This is a genomic window from Maribacter sp. UH1, from assembly GCF_056839145.1.
In genome coordinates this window covers 745,300-765,689 of sequence record NZ_CM166387.1, presented here as the reverse complement: position 1 = coordinate 765,689, position 20,390 = coordinate 745,300, and the positions used below count along the sequence as shown (strand labels likewise).

9 protein-coding genes are annotated in these 20,390 nt (G+C 37.6%); 8 read left to right on the top strand and 1 reads right to left on the bottom strand.

Annotated elements, in window-relative coordinates; translation table 11 throughout:
- The first annotated feature begins 17 nt into the window (after positions 1–17).
- From UH1x_RS03345 to UH1x_RS03310, 8 genes are all read left to right on the top strand, one after another.
- Positions 18–4,118, top strand: a complete 4,101-nt coding sequence (locus tag UH1x_RS03345) for an FG-GAP-like repeat-containing protein (protein WP_482625094.1) — start codon at positions 18–20, stop codon at positions 4,116–4,118.
- Between the two features lie 387 nt (positions 4,119–4,505).
- Positions 4,506–14,159, top strand: a complete 9,654-nt coding sequence (locus tag UH1x_RS03340; protein ID WP_482625092.1) for a beta strand repeat-containing protein — start codon at positions 4,506–4,508, stop codon at positions 14,157–14,159.
- 32 nt (positions 14,160–14,191) lie between these two features.
- On the top strand, positions 14,192–16,213 hold the full coding sequence (locus tag UH1x_RS03335; RefSeq protein ID WP_482625091.1) for a T9SS type B sorting domain-containing protein: 2,022 nt from the start codon (positions 14,192–14,194) through the stop codon (positions 16,211–16,213).
- A 5-nt stretch (positions 16,214–16,218) separates the two neighbouring features.
- A complete protein-coding gene (locus UH1x_RS03330; protein WP_482625089.1) occupies positions 16,219–17,172 on the top strand; it encodes a PorP/SprF family type IX secretion system membrane protein in 954 nt (317 codons plus the stop codon).
- A 60-nt stretch (positions 17,173–17,232) separates the two neighbouring features.
- Positions 17,233–17,763, top strand: coding sequence for an isopentenyl-diphosphate Delta-isomerase (gene idi, locus UH1x_RS03325; protein ID WP_482625087.1), 531 nt, complete (start codon positions 17,233–17,235; stop codon positions 17,761–17,763).
- Positions 17,763–18,170, top strand: coding sequence for a 6-pyruvoyl trahydropterin synthase family protein (locus UH1x_RS03320; RefSeq protein ID WP_482625085.1), 408 nt, complete (start codon positions 17,763–17,765; stop codon positions 18,168–18,170). The genes idi and UH1x_RS03320 overlap by 1 nt, the downstream gene beginning before the upstream one ends.
- 83 nt (positions 18,171–18,253) lie before the next feature.
- Positions 18,254–19,216, top strand: coding sequence for a type I phosphomannose isomerase catalytic subunit (locus UH1x_RS03315; protein ID WP_482626482.1), 963 nt, complete (start codon positions 18,254–18,256; stop codon positions 19,214–19,216).
- 57 nt (positions 19,217–19,273) lie between these two features.
- Positions 19,274–19,546 (top strand): hypothetical protein, encoded by a 273-nt coding sequence (locus UH1x_RS03310; RefSeq protein ID WP_396633744.1) that lies wholly within the window; start codon positions 19,274–19,276, stop codon positions 19,544–19,546.
- A gap of 78 nt (positions 19,547–19,624) precedes the next feature.
- Here UH1x_RS03310 and UH1x_RS03305 read toward each other — a convergent pair whose 3' ends face one another.
- Complete coding sequence (locus tag UH1x_RS03305) at positions 19,625–20,317, bottom strand: DUF4369 domain-containing protein (RefSeq protein WP_482625084.1); 693 nt, start codon at positions 20,315–20,317, stop codon at positions 19,625–19,627.
- Positions 20,318–20,390: the final 73 nt, after the last annotated feature.

Genomic DNA, 20,390 nt, shown 5'->3' with positions numbered 1-20,390 from the left:
AGTGTAAAAACTATTCAATGAGGGCGTCTCTCTTTACGAGGATAAAATCTAGATATGTAGGTTTAGTAGTTTTAATCTTATTATCTACTAAGGTAACTTTAGCACAAACGACTTTTACAGAAAGTGCAGCTTCGTTTGGTCTTGATTTAGGTCAACCCAAAGATGGTGGACACGCTTGGTCAGATTTTGATAACGATGGTGATTTAGATGTTCTCGTTCTAGAGAATAACAATAACCAAAATATAAAAAGCTTTTTAATGCGTAACAATGGTAACAATACGTTTACCAATGTACAAGCAACCTTAGTTCCCGGCATGTTGGGTGATTGGGCAGAAAGACAAGCGGTATGGGGAGATATTAATAATGATGGAAAACCGGACTTTATTATCAACTCATCTGGTAATAATAATGCCAGAAAAGCAATTCAAATATTTATTCAGAATACTAATGGCACATTTGGGGATGGTATAGGTGGTTCAGCTCCAATTACCATTGGTAGATCGGGAGCAACTATTGTTGTTCCAGGAGTAAATTCTGAAGGAGTAGGTTTCTTTGATTTTGAGGGAGATGGTGATTTAGACATTTTCTTTGATAATCATGATATGGGAATAGAATTGTTAAGAAACAACTTTATTGATCATACCAATCATGCAGTCGCCAATCCGGCGCCAAATCTATTGTTTACCCATATTACAACAGGTAATGGTAACAATGTAACGGAATATGGTTTAAATCAATTTGCTACAGATGGAGATTATGGTACCGCTGCCGATGTAAATGATGACGGTTGGGTCGATATTTTTATGCGTAAGCGTGATGAAAATGACTTTTTTTTAAATCAGGGAGGGTCATTTTCTAATGGTGCGGATTTAGGGCAGGCAGCAAATAATAACAAAGGTGGCAACGGACTTTGGGATTTGGATAATGATGGCGATTTAGATGCTGTTTGGACGGAAAATGGTCAAACTCAAATTCATAGAAATGATGGAGGCGGAATATTTACCGCTTTAGGTGCCGGCTCTTTTCCGGGTTTACCACAACCTGGTAATTTAAACAATGGTAGTTCAGGCGCTAGAATAGATGCTTTAGCCGGAGGTGATATTGATAATGATGGTGATATAGATATTATTCTAGTTGGTAATAGCAGAAGCTATTTATATATCAATCAATTGAACAGTCCTACACCAGCTCCAGGGGTAATAGGTAGTGGTTCGGCAATGAACTTTTCCTTAGACTCCCAACAATTCAATTCCGGTAGAGATGGGGAAGGTACTACCATGGTAGATGTTGATGATGACGGCGATTTGGATATTTACATCAATATCAATAATAATAGTAATCAATTATATATTAATAATTTACCTGCGGCAAATAGAAATAACCACTTACTAATAGATGTTACGGAAGATAGGGGAGCAAATGGTTCTACTGGCGGATTTTTAGGTAGAGTTGCCATTGGTACCAATGTGCTGATTAGAGATTGTTCTGGTAATATTGTTAGTGGTTTAAGACAAGTAAACGGAGTGTATGGTCATGGTACACAACAACCAGAAGAAGTTCATTTTGGGTTACCGTTAGGTGAAGGCGAAACCTATATTATTGAAGTGCATTATCCTAATTTTTATGATCCTTCTGACTCAAATGGATATTCAAGATTAATTGCAACTGCCATTGCACAACCAAGTACCATTGCAGGTACCAATCATTATACCCTGACCACTACAGATGCAGAGCTTATAGAGAATCCAAATGCCCCAATTGCAAAAGATGATGAGGTTGAGGTAGTTTATGGAAATTCTGTTTCTGTACAAATTCAATTATTTACGAATGATGAGGAACCAGATGGTGAAAATTTTTCAATAGAAAGTATTACGCAACCAGCTATAGGGTCAGTAGTAATCAATGATGCGGAAAACGGACTGGTAACTTATACCTATAGCGGTGCTAATCCATTTCCTGGGGAGACCACTTTTGACTATACTATTACTGATTCAACAGATTCGTTATGTCCATCTTTAGGTAAGAGTGATACTGCAACGGTTAGAATATTTGAACCATGTACAGATCCAACAGGTATAGATACTGATGGTGATGGTATAAACGATATTTGCGATTTAGATAATGACAATGATGGTATTTTAGATGCTGATGAATGTTCTCAATCTTCAGGTATAGTAAATAATCACGATTTTGGTTATTGGATTTTTAACTCGCCAGGTTGGACAGGTTCAGGACAACAGTGGAATAGAAATGCCAATAGAGCTTGGTTTCCAGAATGGAACGGTACCGGTACGGCAAGTTTTTATCAAACGATCAATGTTACGGTCGGTGCGGTAAACACCATAACTTTTGATGTTGGTGCAGATAATAGCTACGGTAAAGAAGTTACCTTAAATGTCTTGGTTGGTGGTATTACCCAATTAACGGAAACTTCAAATCAAATTGTAGTTAATAACGGTGGTCGTTCTCAAAATGGTAATGAAGCATTGAATATGACAACGCGTTCTTTTTCATTTGTTCCAACTAGTAGTACGGTAGAACTTCGCTTTAACGGTGTTGCCACACAAACAAACCACGACAGAATGTATATTGATAATGTGACATTAAATACGGGATGTAGTGATTTAGATGGAGATGGAATCATAAATATTTATGACTTAGATAGTGATGGCGATGGTTGTTTTGATGCATTGGAAGGAGATGATAATTTAGATTTTTCTGATTTAAACGGTAATGGTAGCATTTCTGGAGCTGTTGATGAAAATGGAGTTCCAACCTTGGTTACAGGTGGTCAGGGAATAGGTAGTGCTTCTGATTATACGGTTACTTCGGTGTTGTGTGATGATGATGGTGACGGAGTCAACAATGCAAATGACAAATGCCCATATTTTGATGACGCCATAGATAGCGATAATGATGGAGTGCCAGATGGCTGTGATGTAGATGATGATAATGACGGAGTGTCAGATTGCGAAGAATCAATAGATAGTGTTACCAATGAATTTGCGTGGACCTTAAATTCACCAGCAGGTAATTTAGAAATGGATACCGATTACGATGCAAAAATTAAAGATTGGGTGTTAAGTGACACTGAAACAATGCTATTGAACGGTTTAAAATTTTCAATATCAGGTAGTAATATTAGAATAGAGCCAATTACTTCTTTAACTAAAGAAGAGGCTGTTCAGAATGAAGATTATATAGAAGTTGCATTTACCACAAGTTCAGATATAGCTTCAATAGTTTTAAATGAAGTTAGATCAGGTTGGTACCTGCCAAATCAAGGTGATTCATATTATACGACCACGGCTTATACCAGAGTTGGTTCCAATGCTTGGACAACTTTATCATCAGATGTATTACATACGGATAATGGAGCTAGTTATGCATCTTTTCAACATTTGGATAATGGTCCAGTTTACTTAGATGGGAATACCCAATATATATTTAGATTCTATGTCTATGGGCAGATAAATGACTCTTCACAAGACTTTTCCATATTCGATGATATTGCATTTGGTATTACGGCATGCAGAACAGGTAATTTAGATGGTGACGAAAATCCTAATCATTTAGATGATGATAGTGATGGCGATGGCTGTAACGATGCTGATGAAGCCTATGCTGATCCAACTGCCGATTTGGATAATAATGGAATGTATGGCTCTGGTTTACCAACAGTAAATGTAGATGGTTCTGTAATTGCGTCAACTTATGATACACCGGCAGATGGTGATGGTAATGGCGACTATGATTTTTTACAAGTTACGGCAACTCTAGTTGTTACTGATCAACCACAAAATCAAACTGTATCTACAGGAGAAGATGCAATTTTTAATTCAACTGTTACTAATGCAGATATCTATCAATGGCAAGTGAGTATAGACGGTGTAAATTATACTAATTTGGAAAATAACTCGGAGTATTCAGGTACTGAAACTTCAACTCTGACAGTTTTGAATGTATCAAAACAAAAAGAAGGATATTCATATAGATTACTCGCTTCTAATTCTAGTAATATATGCGTGGAAATAGTTTCAAATGCAGCTTTACTTTTTGTAAAAGTTAGAACCGTAATTACAAATAGACGAATTACATATCGTATAAAGGCAAATTAAAAACAAGTATTTGGATACATAAAATTCTGTAATAAGTAAGTTAAATATTATTTAAATGTAGGAATAAACGTATTAAAATATAATAAGATTTCCACTAATATTAAATGATTTTTATCAATAAGGTTTTACATATTTTGAATTTTAATAGTGAAAAAAACTACCCGAATAACCGTACATCTTCGACGAACAACCGTCCATTTTTATAAAAAATTAACATACCTAAACCTCATCTTTATGCTTGTATATGGTGTTAATAATGCGTTACACAACATTTATTTTAATGAGCACTGCTTATAATCAATATTTGTGCATTGTGAATACCATAGATCCATCTTGTCGAATTTAATGACGAGTAAATTTTTGGAAAGCACATTTTGAAAATCCTATATGACCAACGAATTATTGAAGGTGGAATTGAATATTAAAAGTATGAAGAGTCAAGCTAATACAACCCTAGGTAATACCATAAAATTTATAATGGTGTTATTTACTTTACTAATATCAGGTATCTCTATGGCACAGACAACTGTGACTCTAGAAGATCAATGTAATTGTGAAGTATTGCAGGGGATAGATGTATCAGCGCCAGGGGTAACAACTCCAGCAGGTGCAGATTTAGGAGATTTGTATGTAAATACAGATACAGGAACTATTTACTATTGGAATGGAACCACCTGGGAGTTAACGTCTACGGATGATCAACAATTGCAAAATTTCACTTTTAATGATACGACAAATATTTTGTCATTAGAGATTGAAGATGGAAATGTAGTTACTACAAATTTATCAAGTTTGAATCTGGTTGAAACACTAACTACTATTATTGCCAACACTGACGGAACGTTCACATATACGGATGAGGATGGCGTTGATACGATCATCGATGTTACGGATCTAGAGACATTGACGACAATCGCTTTAAATGCGGATAATACAAATATCGATTATACGGACGAAGACGGATTAGTAACCCAATTAGATCTATCTGCGATCGTTGCGAAACTGGAAGCGTTGACTACGGTAGTAGCCAATACGGACGGTACATTTACGTATACGGATGAGGATGGCATTGATACAATCATCGATGTTACTGATCTAGAGACATTGACGACAATCGCTTTAAATGCGGATAATACGAATATCGATTATACGGACGAAGACGGATTAGTAACCCAATTAGATCTATCGGCGATCGTTGCGAACCTGGAAGCGTTGACTACGGTAGTAGCCAATACTGACGGTACATTTACGTATACGGATGAGGATGGCATTGATACGATCATCGATGTTACTGATTTAGAGACATTGACTACAATCGCTTTAAATGCGGATAATACGAATATCGATTATACGGACGAAGACGGATTAGTAACCCAATTAGATCTATCGGCGATCGTTGCGAACCTGGAAGCGTTGACTACGGTAGTAGCCAATACTGACGGTACGTTCACATATACGGATGAGGATGGCATTGATACGATCATCGATGTTACTGATTTAGAGACATTGACGACAATCGCTTTAAATGCGGATAATACGAATATCGATTATACGGACGAAGACGGATTAGTAACCCAATTAGATCTATCTGCAATTGTTGCGAACTTGGAAGCGTTGACTACGGTAGTAGCCAATACTGACGGAACGTTCACATATACGGATGAGGATGGCGTTGATACGATCATCGATGTAACGGATTTAGAGACATTGACGACAATCGCTTTAAATGCGGATAATACGAATATCGATTATACGGACGAAGACGGATTAGTAACCCAATTAGATCTATCGGCGATCGTTGCGAACCTGGAAGCGTTGACTACGGTAGTAGCCAATACTGACGGTACGTTCACATATACGGATGAGGATGGCATTGATACGATCATCGATGTTACTGATCTAGAGACATTGACGACAATCGCTTTAAATGCGGATAATACGAATATCGATTATACGGACGAAGACGGATTAGTAACCCAATTAGATCTATCTGCAATCGTTGCGAACTTGGAAGCGTTGACTACGGTAGTAGCCAATACTGACGGAACGTTCACATATACGGATGAGGATGGCGTTGATACGATCATCGATGTAACGGATTTAGAGACATTGACTACAATCGCTTTAAATGCGGATAATACGAATATCGATTATACGGACGAAGACGGATTAGTAACCCAATTAGATCTATCTGCAATCGTTGCGAACTTGGAAGCGTTGACTACGGTAGTAGCCAATACTGACGGAACGTTCACATATACGGATGAGGATGGCATTGATACGATCATTGATGTAACGGATTTAGAGACATTGACGACAATCGCTTTAAATGCGGATAATACGAATATCGATTATACGGACGAAGACGGATTAGTAACCCAATTAGATCTATCGGCGATCGTTGCGAACCTGGAAGCGTTGACTACGGTAGTAGCCAACACTGACGGAACGTTCACATATACGGATGAGGATGGCATTGATACGATCATCGATGTAACGGATTTAGAGACATTGACGACAATCGCTTTAAATGCAGACGATACGAATATCGATTATACGGACGAAGACGGTGTAGTTACCCAATTGGATCTATCGGCGATCGTAGCGAACCTGGAAGCGTTGACTACGGTAGTAGCCAATACTGATGGTACGTTCACATATACGGATGAGGATGGCGTTGATACGATCATTGATGTTACCGATTTAGAGACCTTAACGACAATCGCTTTAAATGCGGACGATACGAATATCGATTATACGGACGAAGACGGTGTAGTTACTCAATTAGATCTATCGGCAATCGTTGCGAACTTAGAAGCGTTGACTACGGTAGTAGCCAATACTGATGGTACGTTCACATATACGGATGAGGATGGCATTGATACGATTATCGATGTTACTGATCTAGAGACATTGACTACAATCGCTTTAAATGCGGATAATACGAATATCGATTATACGGACGAAGACGGATTAGTAACCCAATTAGATCTATCGGCAATCGTTGCGAACTTAGAAGCGTTGACTACGGTAGTAGCCAATACCGACGGTACGTTTACATATACGGATGAAGATGGCATTGATACGATCATCGATGTTACTGATTTAGAGACATTAACTAACATTGTTAATAATAACGATGGAACTATAACTTATACTAATGAAGATGGTGTAGATCAAACAATAGATTTAATAAGTAATGAAGCAAATAATGATATTGTAGTTGGTACAGACGGAGGTTTATATTTGAATGTAGCTTCAGTAACAATTTCAGAAACAATTACATCTCTAACAGATAATGGAGACGGTACTTTTACTTATGAAAATGAAAGTGGGTCTACAACTACGTTTGATGCAAAACGTTCAACTGTTTTGGATAATGGCGATGGTACGTTTACCATTACAGATGATTCAGGAAATTCAGCGACCGTAGATACAAACAATACGGTAACAACTTTGGTCGATAATGGAGATGGTAGCTTTACCTACACCTCAGAGAATGGTACGGTAACTACATTTACAGAGACCTTATCTACATTGGTTGACAATGCGGATGGAACATTTACGTATACCAATGAAGATGGTGTAGTAACAACATTCGATGCAAAACGTTCGACTATTTTGGATAATGGCGATGGTACGTTTACCATTACAGATGATTCAGGAAATTCAGCGACCGTAGATACAAACAATACGGTAACAACTTTAGTAAATAATGGCGATGGTAGTTTAACCTACACATCAGAAGATGGTACGGTAACAACATTTACAGAAACAAACTCTACATTGGTTGACAATGCGGATGGAACATTTACATACACAAATGAAGACGGCGTAGTAACTACATTTGACGCTAAACGTTCAACAGTATTAGATAATGGCGATGGTACGTTTATCATTACAGATGATTCAGGAAATTCAGCGACCGTAGATACAAACAATACGGTAACCACATTGGTAAATAATGGCGATGGTAGTTTAACCTACACATCAGAAGATGGTACGGTAACAACATTTACAGAAACAAACTCTACATTAGTAGATAATGCGGACGGAACATTTACGTATACCAATGAAGATGGTGTAGTAACAACATTCGATGCAAAACGTTCAACTGTTTTGGATAATGGCGATGGTACGTTTACCATTACAGATGATTCAGGAAATTCAGCGACCGTAGATACAAACAATACGGTAACAACTTTAGTAAGTAATGGCGATGGTAGTTTAACCTACACATCAGAAGATGGTACGGTAACAACATTTACAGAAACAAACTCTACATTAGTAGATAATGCGGACGGAACATTTACGTATACCAATGAAGATGGTGTAGTAACAACATTCGATGCAAAACGTTCAACTGTTTTGGATAATGGCGATGGTACGTTTACCATTACAGATGATTCAGGAAATTCAGCGACCGTAGATACAAACAATACGGTAACAACTTTAGTAAATAATGGAGATGGTAGCTTTACCTATACCAATGAAAGTGGAACTCCAGTTTTATTTCGAGCATCTACAATTACTGATAATGGAGATGGTACTTCAACAATTGTATTAGCTGATGGCGGAACAATTATTGTTGACAACGACGGAGTAGATAATGTTGATGATGCGGATAATTTAATCGGAAACGAATACAACACAGGAAGTGCTATTACCGACGGTAGTTTAGAAATTACAGATGGTGGCGGTACAGAATCAATCAATCTTATTAGTGGAAACGCTGATAATGATCTTGCTTTTGGTACGGACGGTGCTTTGTATTTAAACGTTGCATCTGTTACAATATCAGAAACGATTACAACATTAGCAGATAATGGTGATGGTAGCTTTACATACACGAATGAAAGCGGAGCACCAGTGTCATTTCAGGCTTCTACAATTACAGACAATGGCGATGGGACTTCTACAATAGCTTTAGCCGATGGTGGAACAATCACTGTAGATAATGACGGAGTAGATAACGTTGACGATGCGGACAACGATCCAAGAAACGAGATTACCACAGTAGCGGATAATGGCGATGGTACCTCGACTATTGAGGATATCGATGGTAACTCGGTAACGGTTGATAACGACGGAGTGGATAATGTAGACGATGCGGATAACAATCCAGCTAATGAAATACAGACAGTAGCATCTGGTGATGGTTCTGTAGCGGTAGTAAGAACCGATGATGATTTTGATTTATCGGTTACTTTCCCAACGAACAATGACAACGATCCAAGAAATGAGATTACCACAGTTGCAGATAATGGCGACGGTACTTCAACGATTGAAGATATCGATGGTAACTCGGTAACAGTTGACAACGACGGAGTAGATAATGTTGATGATGCGGATAACAATCCAACCAATGAGATACAGACAGTAGCATCTGGTGATGGTTCTGTAGCGGTAGTAAGAACGGATGATGATTTTGATTTATCGGTTACTTTCCCAACGAACAATGACAACGATCCAAGAAACGAGATTACAACAGTTGCAGATAATGGCGACGGTACTTCAACGATTGAAGATATCGATGGTAACTCGGTAACGGTTGACAACGACGGAGTAGATAATGTTGATGATGCAGATAACAATCCAACTAATGAAATACAGACAGTAGCATCAGGTGATGGTTCTGTAGCGGTAGTAAGAACGGATGATGATTTTGATTTATCGGTTACTTTCCCAACGAACAATGACAACGATCCAAGAAACGAGATTACAACAGTTGCAGATAATGGCGACGGTACTTCAACGATTGAAGATATCGATGGTAACTCGGTAACGGTTGACAACGACGGAGTAGATAATGTTGATGATGCAGATAACAATCCAACTAATGAAATACAGACAGTAGCATCAGGTGATGGTTCTGTAGCGGTAGTAAGAACGGATGATGATTTTGATTTATCGGTTACTTTCCCAACGAACAATGACAACGATCCAAGAAACGAGATTACAACAGTTGTCGATAATGGTGACGGTACCTCGACTATTGAGGATATTGATGGTAACTCGGTAACGGTTGATAACGACGGAGTGGATAATGTAGACGATGCAGATAATGACCCAAGAAATGAGATTACAACAGTTGCCGATAATGGTGACGGTACCTCGACTATTGAGGATATTGATGGTAACTCGGTAACGGTTGACAACGACGGAGTGGATAATGTAGACGATGCAGATAACGATCCAAGAAACGAGATTACCACAGTTGCAGATAATGGCGACGGTACTTCAACGATTGAAGATATCGATGGTAATTCGGTAACAGTTGACAACGACGGAGTAGATAATGTAGACGATGCAGATAACGATCCAAGAAATGAGATTACCACAGTTGCTGACAATGGCGACGGTACTTCAACAATTGAAGATATCGATGGTAACTCGGTAACGGTCGATAATGACGGAGTAGATAATGTTGACGATGCGGATAATCTAATCGGAAACGAATACAACACAGGAAGTGCGATTACAAATGGTAGTCTTGAGATTACCGATGGTGGCGGTACAGAATCGGTAAATCTTATTAGTGGAAACGCTGATAATGATATTGCTTTTGGTACAGACGGTGCTTTATATTTAAATGTAGCTTCGGTTACAATATCAGAAACGATTACAACATTAGCGGATAATGGTGATGGTAGCTTTACTTATACAAATGAAAGCGGAGCACCAGTTTCATTCCAAGCATCTACAGTTACAAATAATGGAGATGGAACTTCAACAGTAGTATTAGCCGATGGTGGTTCAATCATACTAGATAATGACGGAGTAGATAATGTAGATGATGCGGATAGCGATCCAAATAATGAAATAGAATTACCAACAGGTGGTACTAACGGACAAGTTTTGTCTACCGACGGTTCGGGAATATATTCTTGGGTTGACGCAGATACAGGTCCGGCTGGAACCAATGGAACAGATGGTGATGACGGAAACGGAATAGCATCAACAGCAGATAATGGAGATGGAACCTTTACGTTGACCTATGATGACGGAACAACATTTACGACATCAGATTTAACAGGACCTCAGGGAACTGCAGGAACAAACGGAACCAACGGAACCAACGGAACAGATGGTGATGACGGAAACGGAATAGCATCAACAGCGGATAATGGAGATGGAACCTTTACGTTTACCTATGATGACGGAACAACATTTACGACATCAGATCTAACAGGACCTCAGGGAACTGCAGGAACAAACGGTACAAATGGAACCAACGGTACAAATGGAACCAACGGAACAGATGGTGATGACGGAAACGGAATAGCATCAACAGCAGATAATGGAGATGGAACCTTTACGTTGACCTATGATGACGGAACAACATTTACGACATCAGATTTAACAGGACCTCAGGGAACTGCAGGAACAAACGGTACGAATGGAACAAACGGTACCAATGGAACTAACGGAACAGATGGTGATGACGGAAACGGAATAGCATCAACAGCAGATAATGGAGATGGAACTTTTACGTTGACCTATGATGACGGAACAACATTTACGACATCAGATTTAACAGGACCTCAGGGAACTGCAGGGACAAATGGTACGAATGGAACCAACGGAACCAATGGAACTAACGGAACAGATGGTGATGACGGAAACGGAATAGCATCAACAACAGATAATGGAGATGGAACTTTTACGTTGACCTATGATGACGGAACAACATTTACGACATCAGATTTAACAGGACCTCAGGGGACTGCAGGGACAAATGGTACGAATGGAACAAACGGTACCAATGGAACTAACGGAACAGATGGTGATGACGGAAACGGAATAGCATCAACAGCAGATAATGGAGATGGAACTTTTACGTTGACCTATGATGACGGAACAACATTTACGACATCAGATCTAACAGGACCTCAGGGAACTGCAGGAACTGCAGGAACAAACGGTACAAATGGAACCAATGGAACTAACGGAACAGATGGTGATGACGGAAACGGAATAGCATCAACAGCAGATAATGGAGATGGAACTTTTACGTTGACCTATGATGACGGAACAACATTTACGACATCAGATCTAACAGGGCCTCAGGGAACTACAGGAACAAATGGTACGAATGGAACTAACGGAACAGATGGTGATGACGGAAACGGAATAGCATCAACAGCAGATAATGGAGATGGAACTTTTACGTTGACCTATGATGACGGAACAACATTTACGACATCAGATCTAACAGGACCTCAGGGAACTGCCGGGACAAATGGTACGAATGGAACCAATGGAACTAGCGGAACAGATGGTGATGACGGAAACGGAATAGCATCAACAGCAGATAATGGAGATGGAACCTTTACGTTTACCTATGATGACGGAACAACATTTACGACATCAGATTTAACAGGACCTCAGGGAACTGCAGGGACAAATGGTACGAATGGAACAAACGGTACCAATGGAACTAACGGAACAGATGGTGATGACGGAAACGGAATAGCATCAACAGCAGATAATGGAGATGGAACCTTTACGTTGACCTATGATGACGGAACAACATTTACAACATCGGATTTAACCGGTCCAACAGGCGCACCTGGAGCAACAGGTCCTGCAGGTGATCCTGCAACAGATGACCAAACATTGGCAACAACAGGTGCTGCAGGTCAAATATCAATTACTGGAGGTAATGCAATTACTTTAAATGTAAATGATGCCGATTCAAATGCAACGAACGAGATTCAGACCTTAACTTCGAATAACGGTTCTGTTACCTTAACACCTTCAGGAAATGACTACGACTTAGCAGTTAATTTCCCGGCGAGTAGTGATAATCAAAATATTGAAAACCTTGCTATAAATACAAGTTCAAATGTGCTTACGGTTGGTATTGAAGATGGTAATAGTCAAACTGTTAATCTATCTCATTTAGATAATTCAGGGACTGATAACCAAAGTATTAGAAATCTAACATTTTCAGGTAATACTTTAACGGTAGGTATTGAAGACGGTAGTTCTGATACGGTAAGTTTAGCTGCTTTGGCAGATAATCAAAGTATACAAGGTTCTGGTTTGTCAGGTACTACGTTAACTATTGGTATTGAGGATGGTAGCAGTGAAACTGTTAATTTATCAAGCTTAGCAAATACAGATAATCAGCAAATAAGCCTATCTGGTGACATTATTACTTTGGCTAATGGAACAGGTTCAAATACAACTGTAGATCTTTCTAATTTATCAGACCATGATTGGTACGAAGTAGGTGGAACATCCGCGCCAGATAATATAAACGATAACATTTTTACCCAAGGCAATGTTGGTATTGGAACTACTACCATAACTAATAATAGAGCTTTAGATGTAGAAGGTAACCTTGAAATAAATGATTATTTGTACATGAATGGTAAGGAAACCCTTAGGGCATCTGACGATTGGTTAAGAATTAATACGAATAATTCCAATGGTTTTACTAATGGAAATCTATTTAATAAATACACCAGAATTGACAATAGGCTAACTATTAATGAAACTGCAGGTGATTTTGATTTTAGGGTTGAAGGTACTGCCGATACTCATTTATTATTCACAGATGCACTTAATAATGAAGTAGGTATAGGTACGAATACACCAGATGCTAAATTAGATGTTGAAGGTGGTACGGTAAGATTTTCAGATTATGGATCTAATGCCGTTTCAGGTACACCAACAACTTTATTAGGTGTTGATGCAGATGGAGATGTAGTGGAAGTAAATTCATTAAAATCTTCAAAAATTTTCTACCCACCTTCAATAGAAGTTGATGTAGCGACAACAGGTACGGGAAGAACAATCGATTTACATGATGAATACATTAGTCAATATGGTACGCCAGCGGTAGCTAGTGCTGGTGCACCAGCAGCAATACCAACATATATAAATACCGAACTGTACTACTATGTAACTTATTTTGATCCTACTGTATTCGCAAATGTAAGTGTTAGCGCAACAGGTGTAATGACCTATGATGTTATTGCGGCACCAACAGATTACAATACATTAATCAACGTAGTTTTTGTTGTTAAATAATTAGCGAATTAAAGCTTAGATCCCAAATCGATTTGAAAAAAACGCACATATATAAAACCATATTTCTCAGTATCGTTACTACGATACTGGGAGTGCTGGTATCTAACGCCCAATTCTTACTGCAGGCACCTACGGATAGTGATCAAAATAACTTTCGTTGGTATGAAGCTTCGGACACGGCAACGATACTCGGTACAGATTCTTTTTACGAAGTAACCCAACCGGGTATTTACTTTGCAACCTATGACGGTACCTTATGTGGCTCTAACGCAACAGGATATTTTATTGTAACAGATTGTAATAATCCAGACAATGAAGTAACTATGGATATCACTTCTAACGTACCAAGCACAGCCTCGGTAAGTTGGAGTCCGCCATTAACAGGGGATCAATTAAGTCCCATGGTAATTGCTACAGATGCAGTGGTAAAATATACTGCACTGGTAACAAAAGCAGGTAATACGTTTAGTCTACCAAATTTTACAGTGGTGTGTTTGCCTGAAGCTGCAGATTTAGAAGATGATTTAGTAACTACAGACGAAGAAGTACCGGTAATTATAGATATTTATGGTAATGATGCCGATTTACCAGATGTAGGTGCTTTGACAACCACAGATCCAGCAAATGGTACGGTAACTATTGATGATGGTGGTACACCAAACAATCCTATGGATGATATAGTAACCTATACTCCAGATATAGATTTCAATGGTACTGACACTTTCGATTATACCATTTGTAATGCTTACGGAGATTGTAGTACGGCAACTGTAACTGTAGAAGTATTACCAATATTAGATACTAATGATGATTCTATTGCAATTGATATCAATGCAATCACCGCAATAGATACATGGCAAATAAACGATAATGATTTACCTACAGATGGTACATTTAGCGTAACGCAACCAGCGAATGGTTCTGTAACTGTTGATGATAATGGTACACCGAATGACCCATCGGATGATATTCCGACATATTTCCCGAATAATAATTATTTAGGAACAGATGTATTTGATTATACGGTTTGTGATACAGTAGGTAATTGTAGCACATCGACCATAACAATTCTTATTAACCCGTTAGGTGTTGATATGGATAGTGATGATGATGGTATCGTTGATAGTTTTGAAGATTTGAATTTAGATGGCGATAATGATCCTTCTACCGATCCAACGGATTCTGATGGTGACGGCTTTCCAGATTATCTAGATATTGATGCTGACGGTGATGGTATACCAGATAATGTTGAAGCTCAGGCGACGGCAGAATACATTCCACCTTCTGGGATCGATGCGAATACCAACGGTTTAGATGATGCGTATGAAGCTAATGGTTTAACTGGATTATTCCCAGTGGATACAGACGGAGATAACCTACCGGATTACTTAGATGAAGATAGTGATAATGATAATGTACTAGATGCTATTGAAGCGCATGACTATGATCATGATGGTATTGCAGATGTTGTTATGATTGGTTCAGATAAAGATAATGACGGATTGGATGATGGTTATGAAGGTGCAATTGCTGTTGATACAGATGTAAATGATGAAATCGATGATCCTTACGCACAACTGCCAAATACGGATAATGATGAAGAGTCGGATTATAGAGATACCGATGATGACGACGATGGTATAGAAACCCGCGATGAGGATATCAACCTTAATGGAAATTATGTTGATGATGATTCTGATGGTGATGGTATACCAAATTACTTAGATTCAGATTTAGGTCAGCTAGAAGAAGAAATTGAAGTTTTCAACGTTATTACACCTAACGGTGACGGTATTCATGATGTTTTAAGAATTGACGGGTTAGAAAATTACCCTAACAATTCATTGAAAATCTATAATAGATGGGGTGTAGCGGTATACATGACGAAAGCATATGATACCGAGGGCAATGTCTTTGATGGAACATCTGAAGGAAGGGTGACTGTAGACATGGACAGTAAATTACCAGTAGGTACCTATTTCTATATTCTAGACTATGAATTACCTAATGGAGAAACAGAATCATTGTCAGGTTACATTTATATAAATAGATAATTAGAATGTTTAACACATATATAACCATACTTAAAAAGAATGTACTAAGGCAAGTAGTCGTTATCGCGGCAATTTGTTTCGGTGTATTTTCTTATGGGCAGCAAGATGCACAGTATACACAGTATATGTATAATACTATTAGTGTAAATCCAGCATATGCTGGATCAAGAGGTCACATAAGTATAGGTGCTTTGCATCGTTCTCAGTGGGTTGGTTTAGATGGTGCACCAACTACCCAAACAATTAATGTGCATTCGCCTATAGGATATAGAGGTGTAGGTTTAGGCTTGTCGATAGTGAATGACGAAATAGGTCCTACTTCAGAAACTAATTTTGATATTGATTTCTCGTATACGGTATGGACATCTACAGAGGGTAGACTAAGTTTTGGTTTAAAGGCAAGTGCTAACTTATTAGATGTTAGATTTTCTGAATTAAACCAGTATACCACTGATCCAACTTTGCAACAAGATATTGATAACAGACTTTCTCCCAACATTGGTGCAGGTGTTTACTATCATACAGAAAGATTCTATGCAGGTTTATCGGTACCTCGTATTCTAGAAACATCACATTTTCAAGAAACCAACCTTTCAACGGCTAAAGAGCAAATGAACCTTTACTTAATTACTGGTTATGTTTGGGATTTAAATGAGTCTCTAAAATTTAAGCCGGCATTATTGACAAAAGTGGTACAAGGAGCACCGTTACAAGTAGATTTATCGGCAAACTTTATGTTTAACGAAAAGTTTATTTTAGGAGCAGCCTACAGATGGGATGCGGCATTTAGTGGAATGGCGGGTTTCAATGTATCCAATAAGTTTTTAATTGGTTTAGCGTATGATAAGGAAACAACAGACCTTGGTAATACTGCATTTAATGATGGGTCGTTCGAGATAATTTTCAGATACGATTTCATTATGACCAAGAACAACTTAAAATCTCCACGTTTCTTCTAGATTTTTCTTTTTATATATTCATCATTACGAAAAATACCTAAAACGCCTTATTTTTACCTAATGAAGGAAGAACAGGTAATTCTCGTAAACGAAAATAACGAGCAAATAGGCACTATGGCCAAAATGGAAGCCCATGAAAAGGCAGTTTTGCATAGAGCATTTTCAGTATTTATAACAAATGGCAACGGTGAAATTATGTTGCAACAAAGAGCAGCATCTAAGTATCATTCTCCGTTATTATGGACAAATACATGCTGTAGTCATCAACGTGTAGGTGAAACCAATATTGAAGCTGGCAAACGTAGACTTCAAGAAGAAATGGGGTTTCAGGCAGAATTAAAAGAATTGTTTTCCTTCATTTATAAAGCTCCTTTTGATAATGGTTTAACCGAACATGAACTAGATCATGTAATGATCGGTAGTTATGATGCTGAACCAAACATTAACCCAGAAGAGGTAGAGGCATGGAAATGGATGTCGCCAGAAGATATAAAAGAAGATATCTCTAATAACCCCAATGAATACACAGCATGGTTTAAGATTATCTTCGATAAATTTTATGAACATTTATTTAAAATGCCAACGAAATAATGAAAGTTAAAGTAAGTAGAAAGGCGCATTTTAATGCTGCGCATAGGTTATATAAGAAAGATTGGGACGACACTAAAAACACTGAAATATTTGGAAAGTGTAATAACCCTAATTTCCACGGTCACAATTATGAATTAGTTGTAAGTGTTACAGGAGAGATAGATCCCATAACTGGTTTTGTTATGGATATGAAGGTGTTAAAAGATCTGATCAAAGTAGAGATTGAAGACTATTTAGATCATAAGAATTTAAATATTGAGGTTGAGGAGTTTAAAACTTTAAACCCTACTGCGGAAAATATTTCGGTAGTTATCTGGCAAAAGTTAAGACCACATATTTTAGAATCACAAGATCTGGAAGTGGTACTTTATGAAACGCCCAGAAATTTTGTAACATTTTCTGGATAATTAAAAGACTAATTTTGTAAGAAAAATCTTTATTTTACGTTGTTTAACTGATTAGCAAATACCAATACATAGAAAATACAATGATACATCCTTTAAAATTTAAACCAATATTAAAAGAAAGACTTTGGGGCGGTACCAAGCTTAAAGAAGTTTTTGGTAAGCCTATAGAAAGCGATATTACTGGCGAAAGTTGGGAGTTATCTACTGTTAAAGGCGATATCTCTGTCGTTGCCAATGGTAGTTTAGAGGGTAAGTCACTACAAGATCTTATAGATTCGAATGCAGAAGAATTGTTGGGTAAAAGTGTTGTGGAACGCTTTGGAAAAGAATTTCCTATTCTTATAAAGTTTATTGACGCTAAACAAGATTTGTCCATTCAATTGCACCCAAATGATGCTTTAGCGAAAGAGCGTCATGATTCTTTTGGTAAGACCGAAATGTGGTACATTATGGATGCAGATCCTAAAGCAGAACTAATTGTTGGCTTCAACAAAGATGTTACCAAAGAAGAATATGCTGAAAGTGTTGCTAATGATACCTTGCTTGATCTTCTTAATTATGAGCAAGTTAAAGAAGGTGATACGTTTTTCATAAATACCGGTAAAATTCATGCCATTGGGGCAGGGGTGATGTTGGCGGAAATACAACAAACTTCAGATGTTACGTATCGCGTTTTCGATTTTAATAGAAAAGATAAAGATGGTAACCTTCGTGAGTTGCATACAGATTTAGCTTTAGATGCAGTTGATTACGAAAAGAAAGATGATTATAAAGTTTCTTACGGTCAAGATAAGAATGAGGTGAATACAATGGTAGATTGCCCATACTTTAAAACTAACTTCATTGAACTAACGGAAAATTTAGATTTAGATACGGCTCAGCGAGATTCGTTTACCATTTTTATGTGTGTTGGTGGTGAAGCTACCATTAAAACCGCTGAAGGCGAAGTTTCAATTAAAAGTGGGGAGACAGTATTATTACCAGCGTCAACACAAAAGATTTCCTTACAATCAAAAGGGGCTAAATTGTTAGAGGTTACTATTTAAGGCCTAATTAACTTTACAGCAGTGTAAAAATTGTATTTTTGCAGAAAATAATTAGAGATGGCAAGTATTAAAAATTTAAAGAAAGATATAAATAATGTTCTCGGAGACATTATAGAAGGAGTTGATATAGTTGAGGCTACTAAAGGTCATACAACTTACTCTAAAGAAGGTAATGCTATTATAAATGAGGCGTTTACTACTTTTGACGAATTAGTTGCTAAAATCAACAAAAATGATGTTGAGAATAAAAAAGCACATTTCAAAGAAGTAAGAAAAGACTTAGAAACAAAAGCCACTAAATTGGTTGATGACCTGAACAAGTTGGTATAGTTTACAATTTCGTTATTATAAAAAAGCATCCTAATATTTAGGATGCTTTTTTATTTGATACAAATTCAGTTGTACTATTTATTTCTTTAAAAGAGTGGCTAACTCTTTACCATATTTAGATTCAGCTACCTCTGGTGATAGTACGCTGTAGATAGAATCTAAGTATTTGACGTTTGCATCAGGTATTTCTTTTAAAGCGATGTATGGGGCTACAAATGACGATTTGTTATTTAATGCAAAATTGATTGCGAATGCATAACCTCTTTGTGTATTTCTATTGCTGATATTCGCTAATGAATCTACACTTATTTGGCTCAATTCTCCATCTACTTGGGCGGCATTCATCATTATTTCAACATTTCGCTTGTTGATACCGCTCATGGTCTGTTTGTATTCTTTTAGTTTTTCGTTAGATTCCGAACCTGTAATTTTTGCCGTAGTATCAAACGTATTCCAATCGGTATTGATCGTTATAGTACCTGGTTCGGCAAAAAAAGTAATGCGGTCGTTGATATCGTTATTATCTTTTTTATCTAAGTATAAATAGAATATCTCGGGACTCGTTAATTTAGTTTTAAAAGAAAAATTTCCATCTCCGTTTATAGCAAGGGAATCAACAGTAATTAGTACTGAGTCTGGTACATGTTGTAAATATAGTGTCCCTTTTTTTAGTCCTTTTATTTTACCGTTTACAATCATCGTTTCTTCTGTATTATCTCCACATGAGCTCAATGCCAACAGTGCGGCAACAACAAATAGTATTTTTTTCATTCTTATTATTTAGGGCGCAAATATCTATAAAATTTGATAATAAAGAACGCCAACCCTTTATTTTGTTAGTAAC

Coding starts and splice junctions, on each gene's coding strand:
- idi (WP_482625087.1), top strand. CDS start 17,233: ATGAAGGAAGAACAGGTAATTCTCGTAAACGAAAATAACGAGCAAATA.
- UH1x_RS03340 (WP_482625092.1), top strand. CDS start 4,506: ATGACCAACGAATTATTGAAGGTGGAATTGAATATTAAAAGTATGAAG.
- UH1x_RS03320 (WP_482625085.1), top strand. CDS start 17,763: ATGAAAGTTAAAGTAAGTAGAAAGGCGCATTTTAATGCTGCGCATAGG.
- UH1x_RS03305 (WP_482625084.1), bottom strand. CDS start 20,317: ATGAAAAAAATACTATTTGTTGTTGCCGCACTGTTGGCATTGAGCTCA.
- UH1x_RS03345 (WP_482625094.1), top strand. CDS start 18: ATGAGGGCGTCTCTCTTTACGAGGATAAAATCTAGATATGTAGGTTTA.
- UH1x_RS03330 (WP_482625089.1), top strand. CDS start 16,219: ATGTTTAACACATATATAACCATACTTAAAAAGAATGTACTAAGGCAA.
- UH1x_RS03310 (WP_396633744.1), top strand. CDS start 19,274: ATGGCAAGTATTAAAAATTTAAAGAAAGATATAAATAATGTTCTCGGA.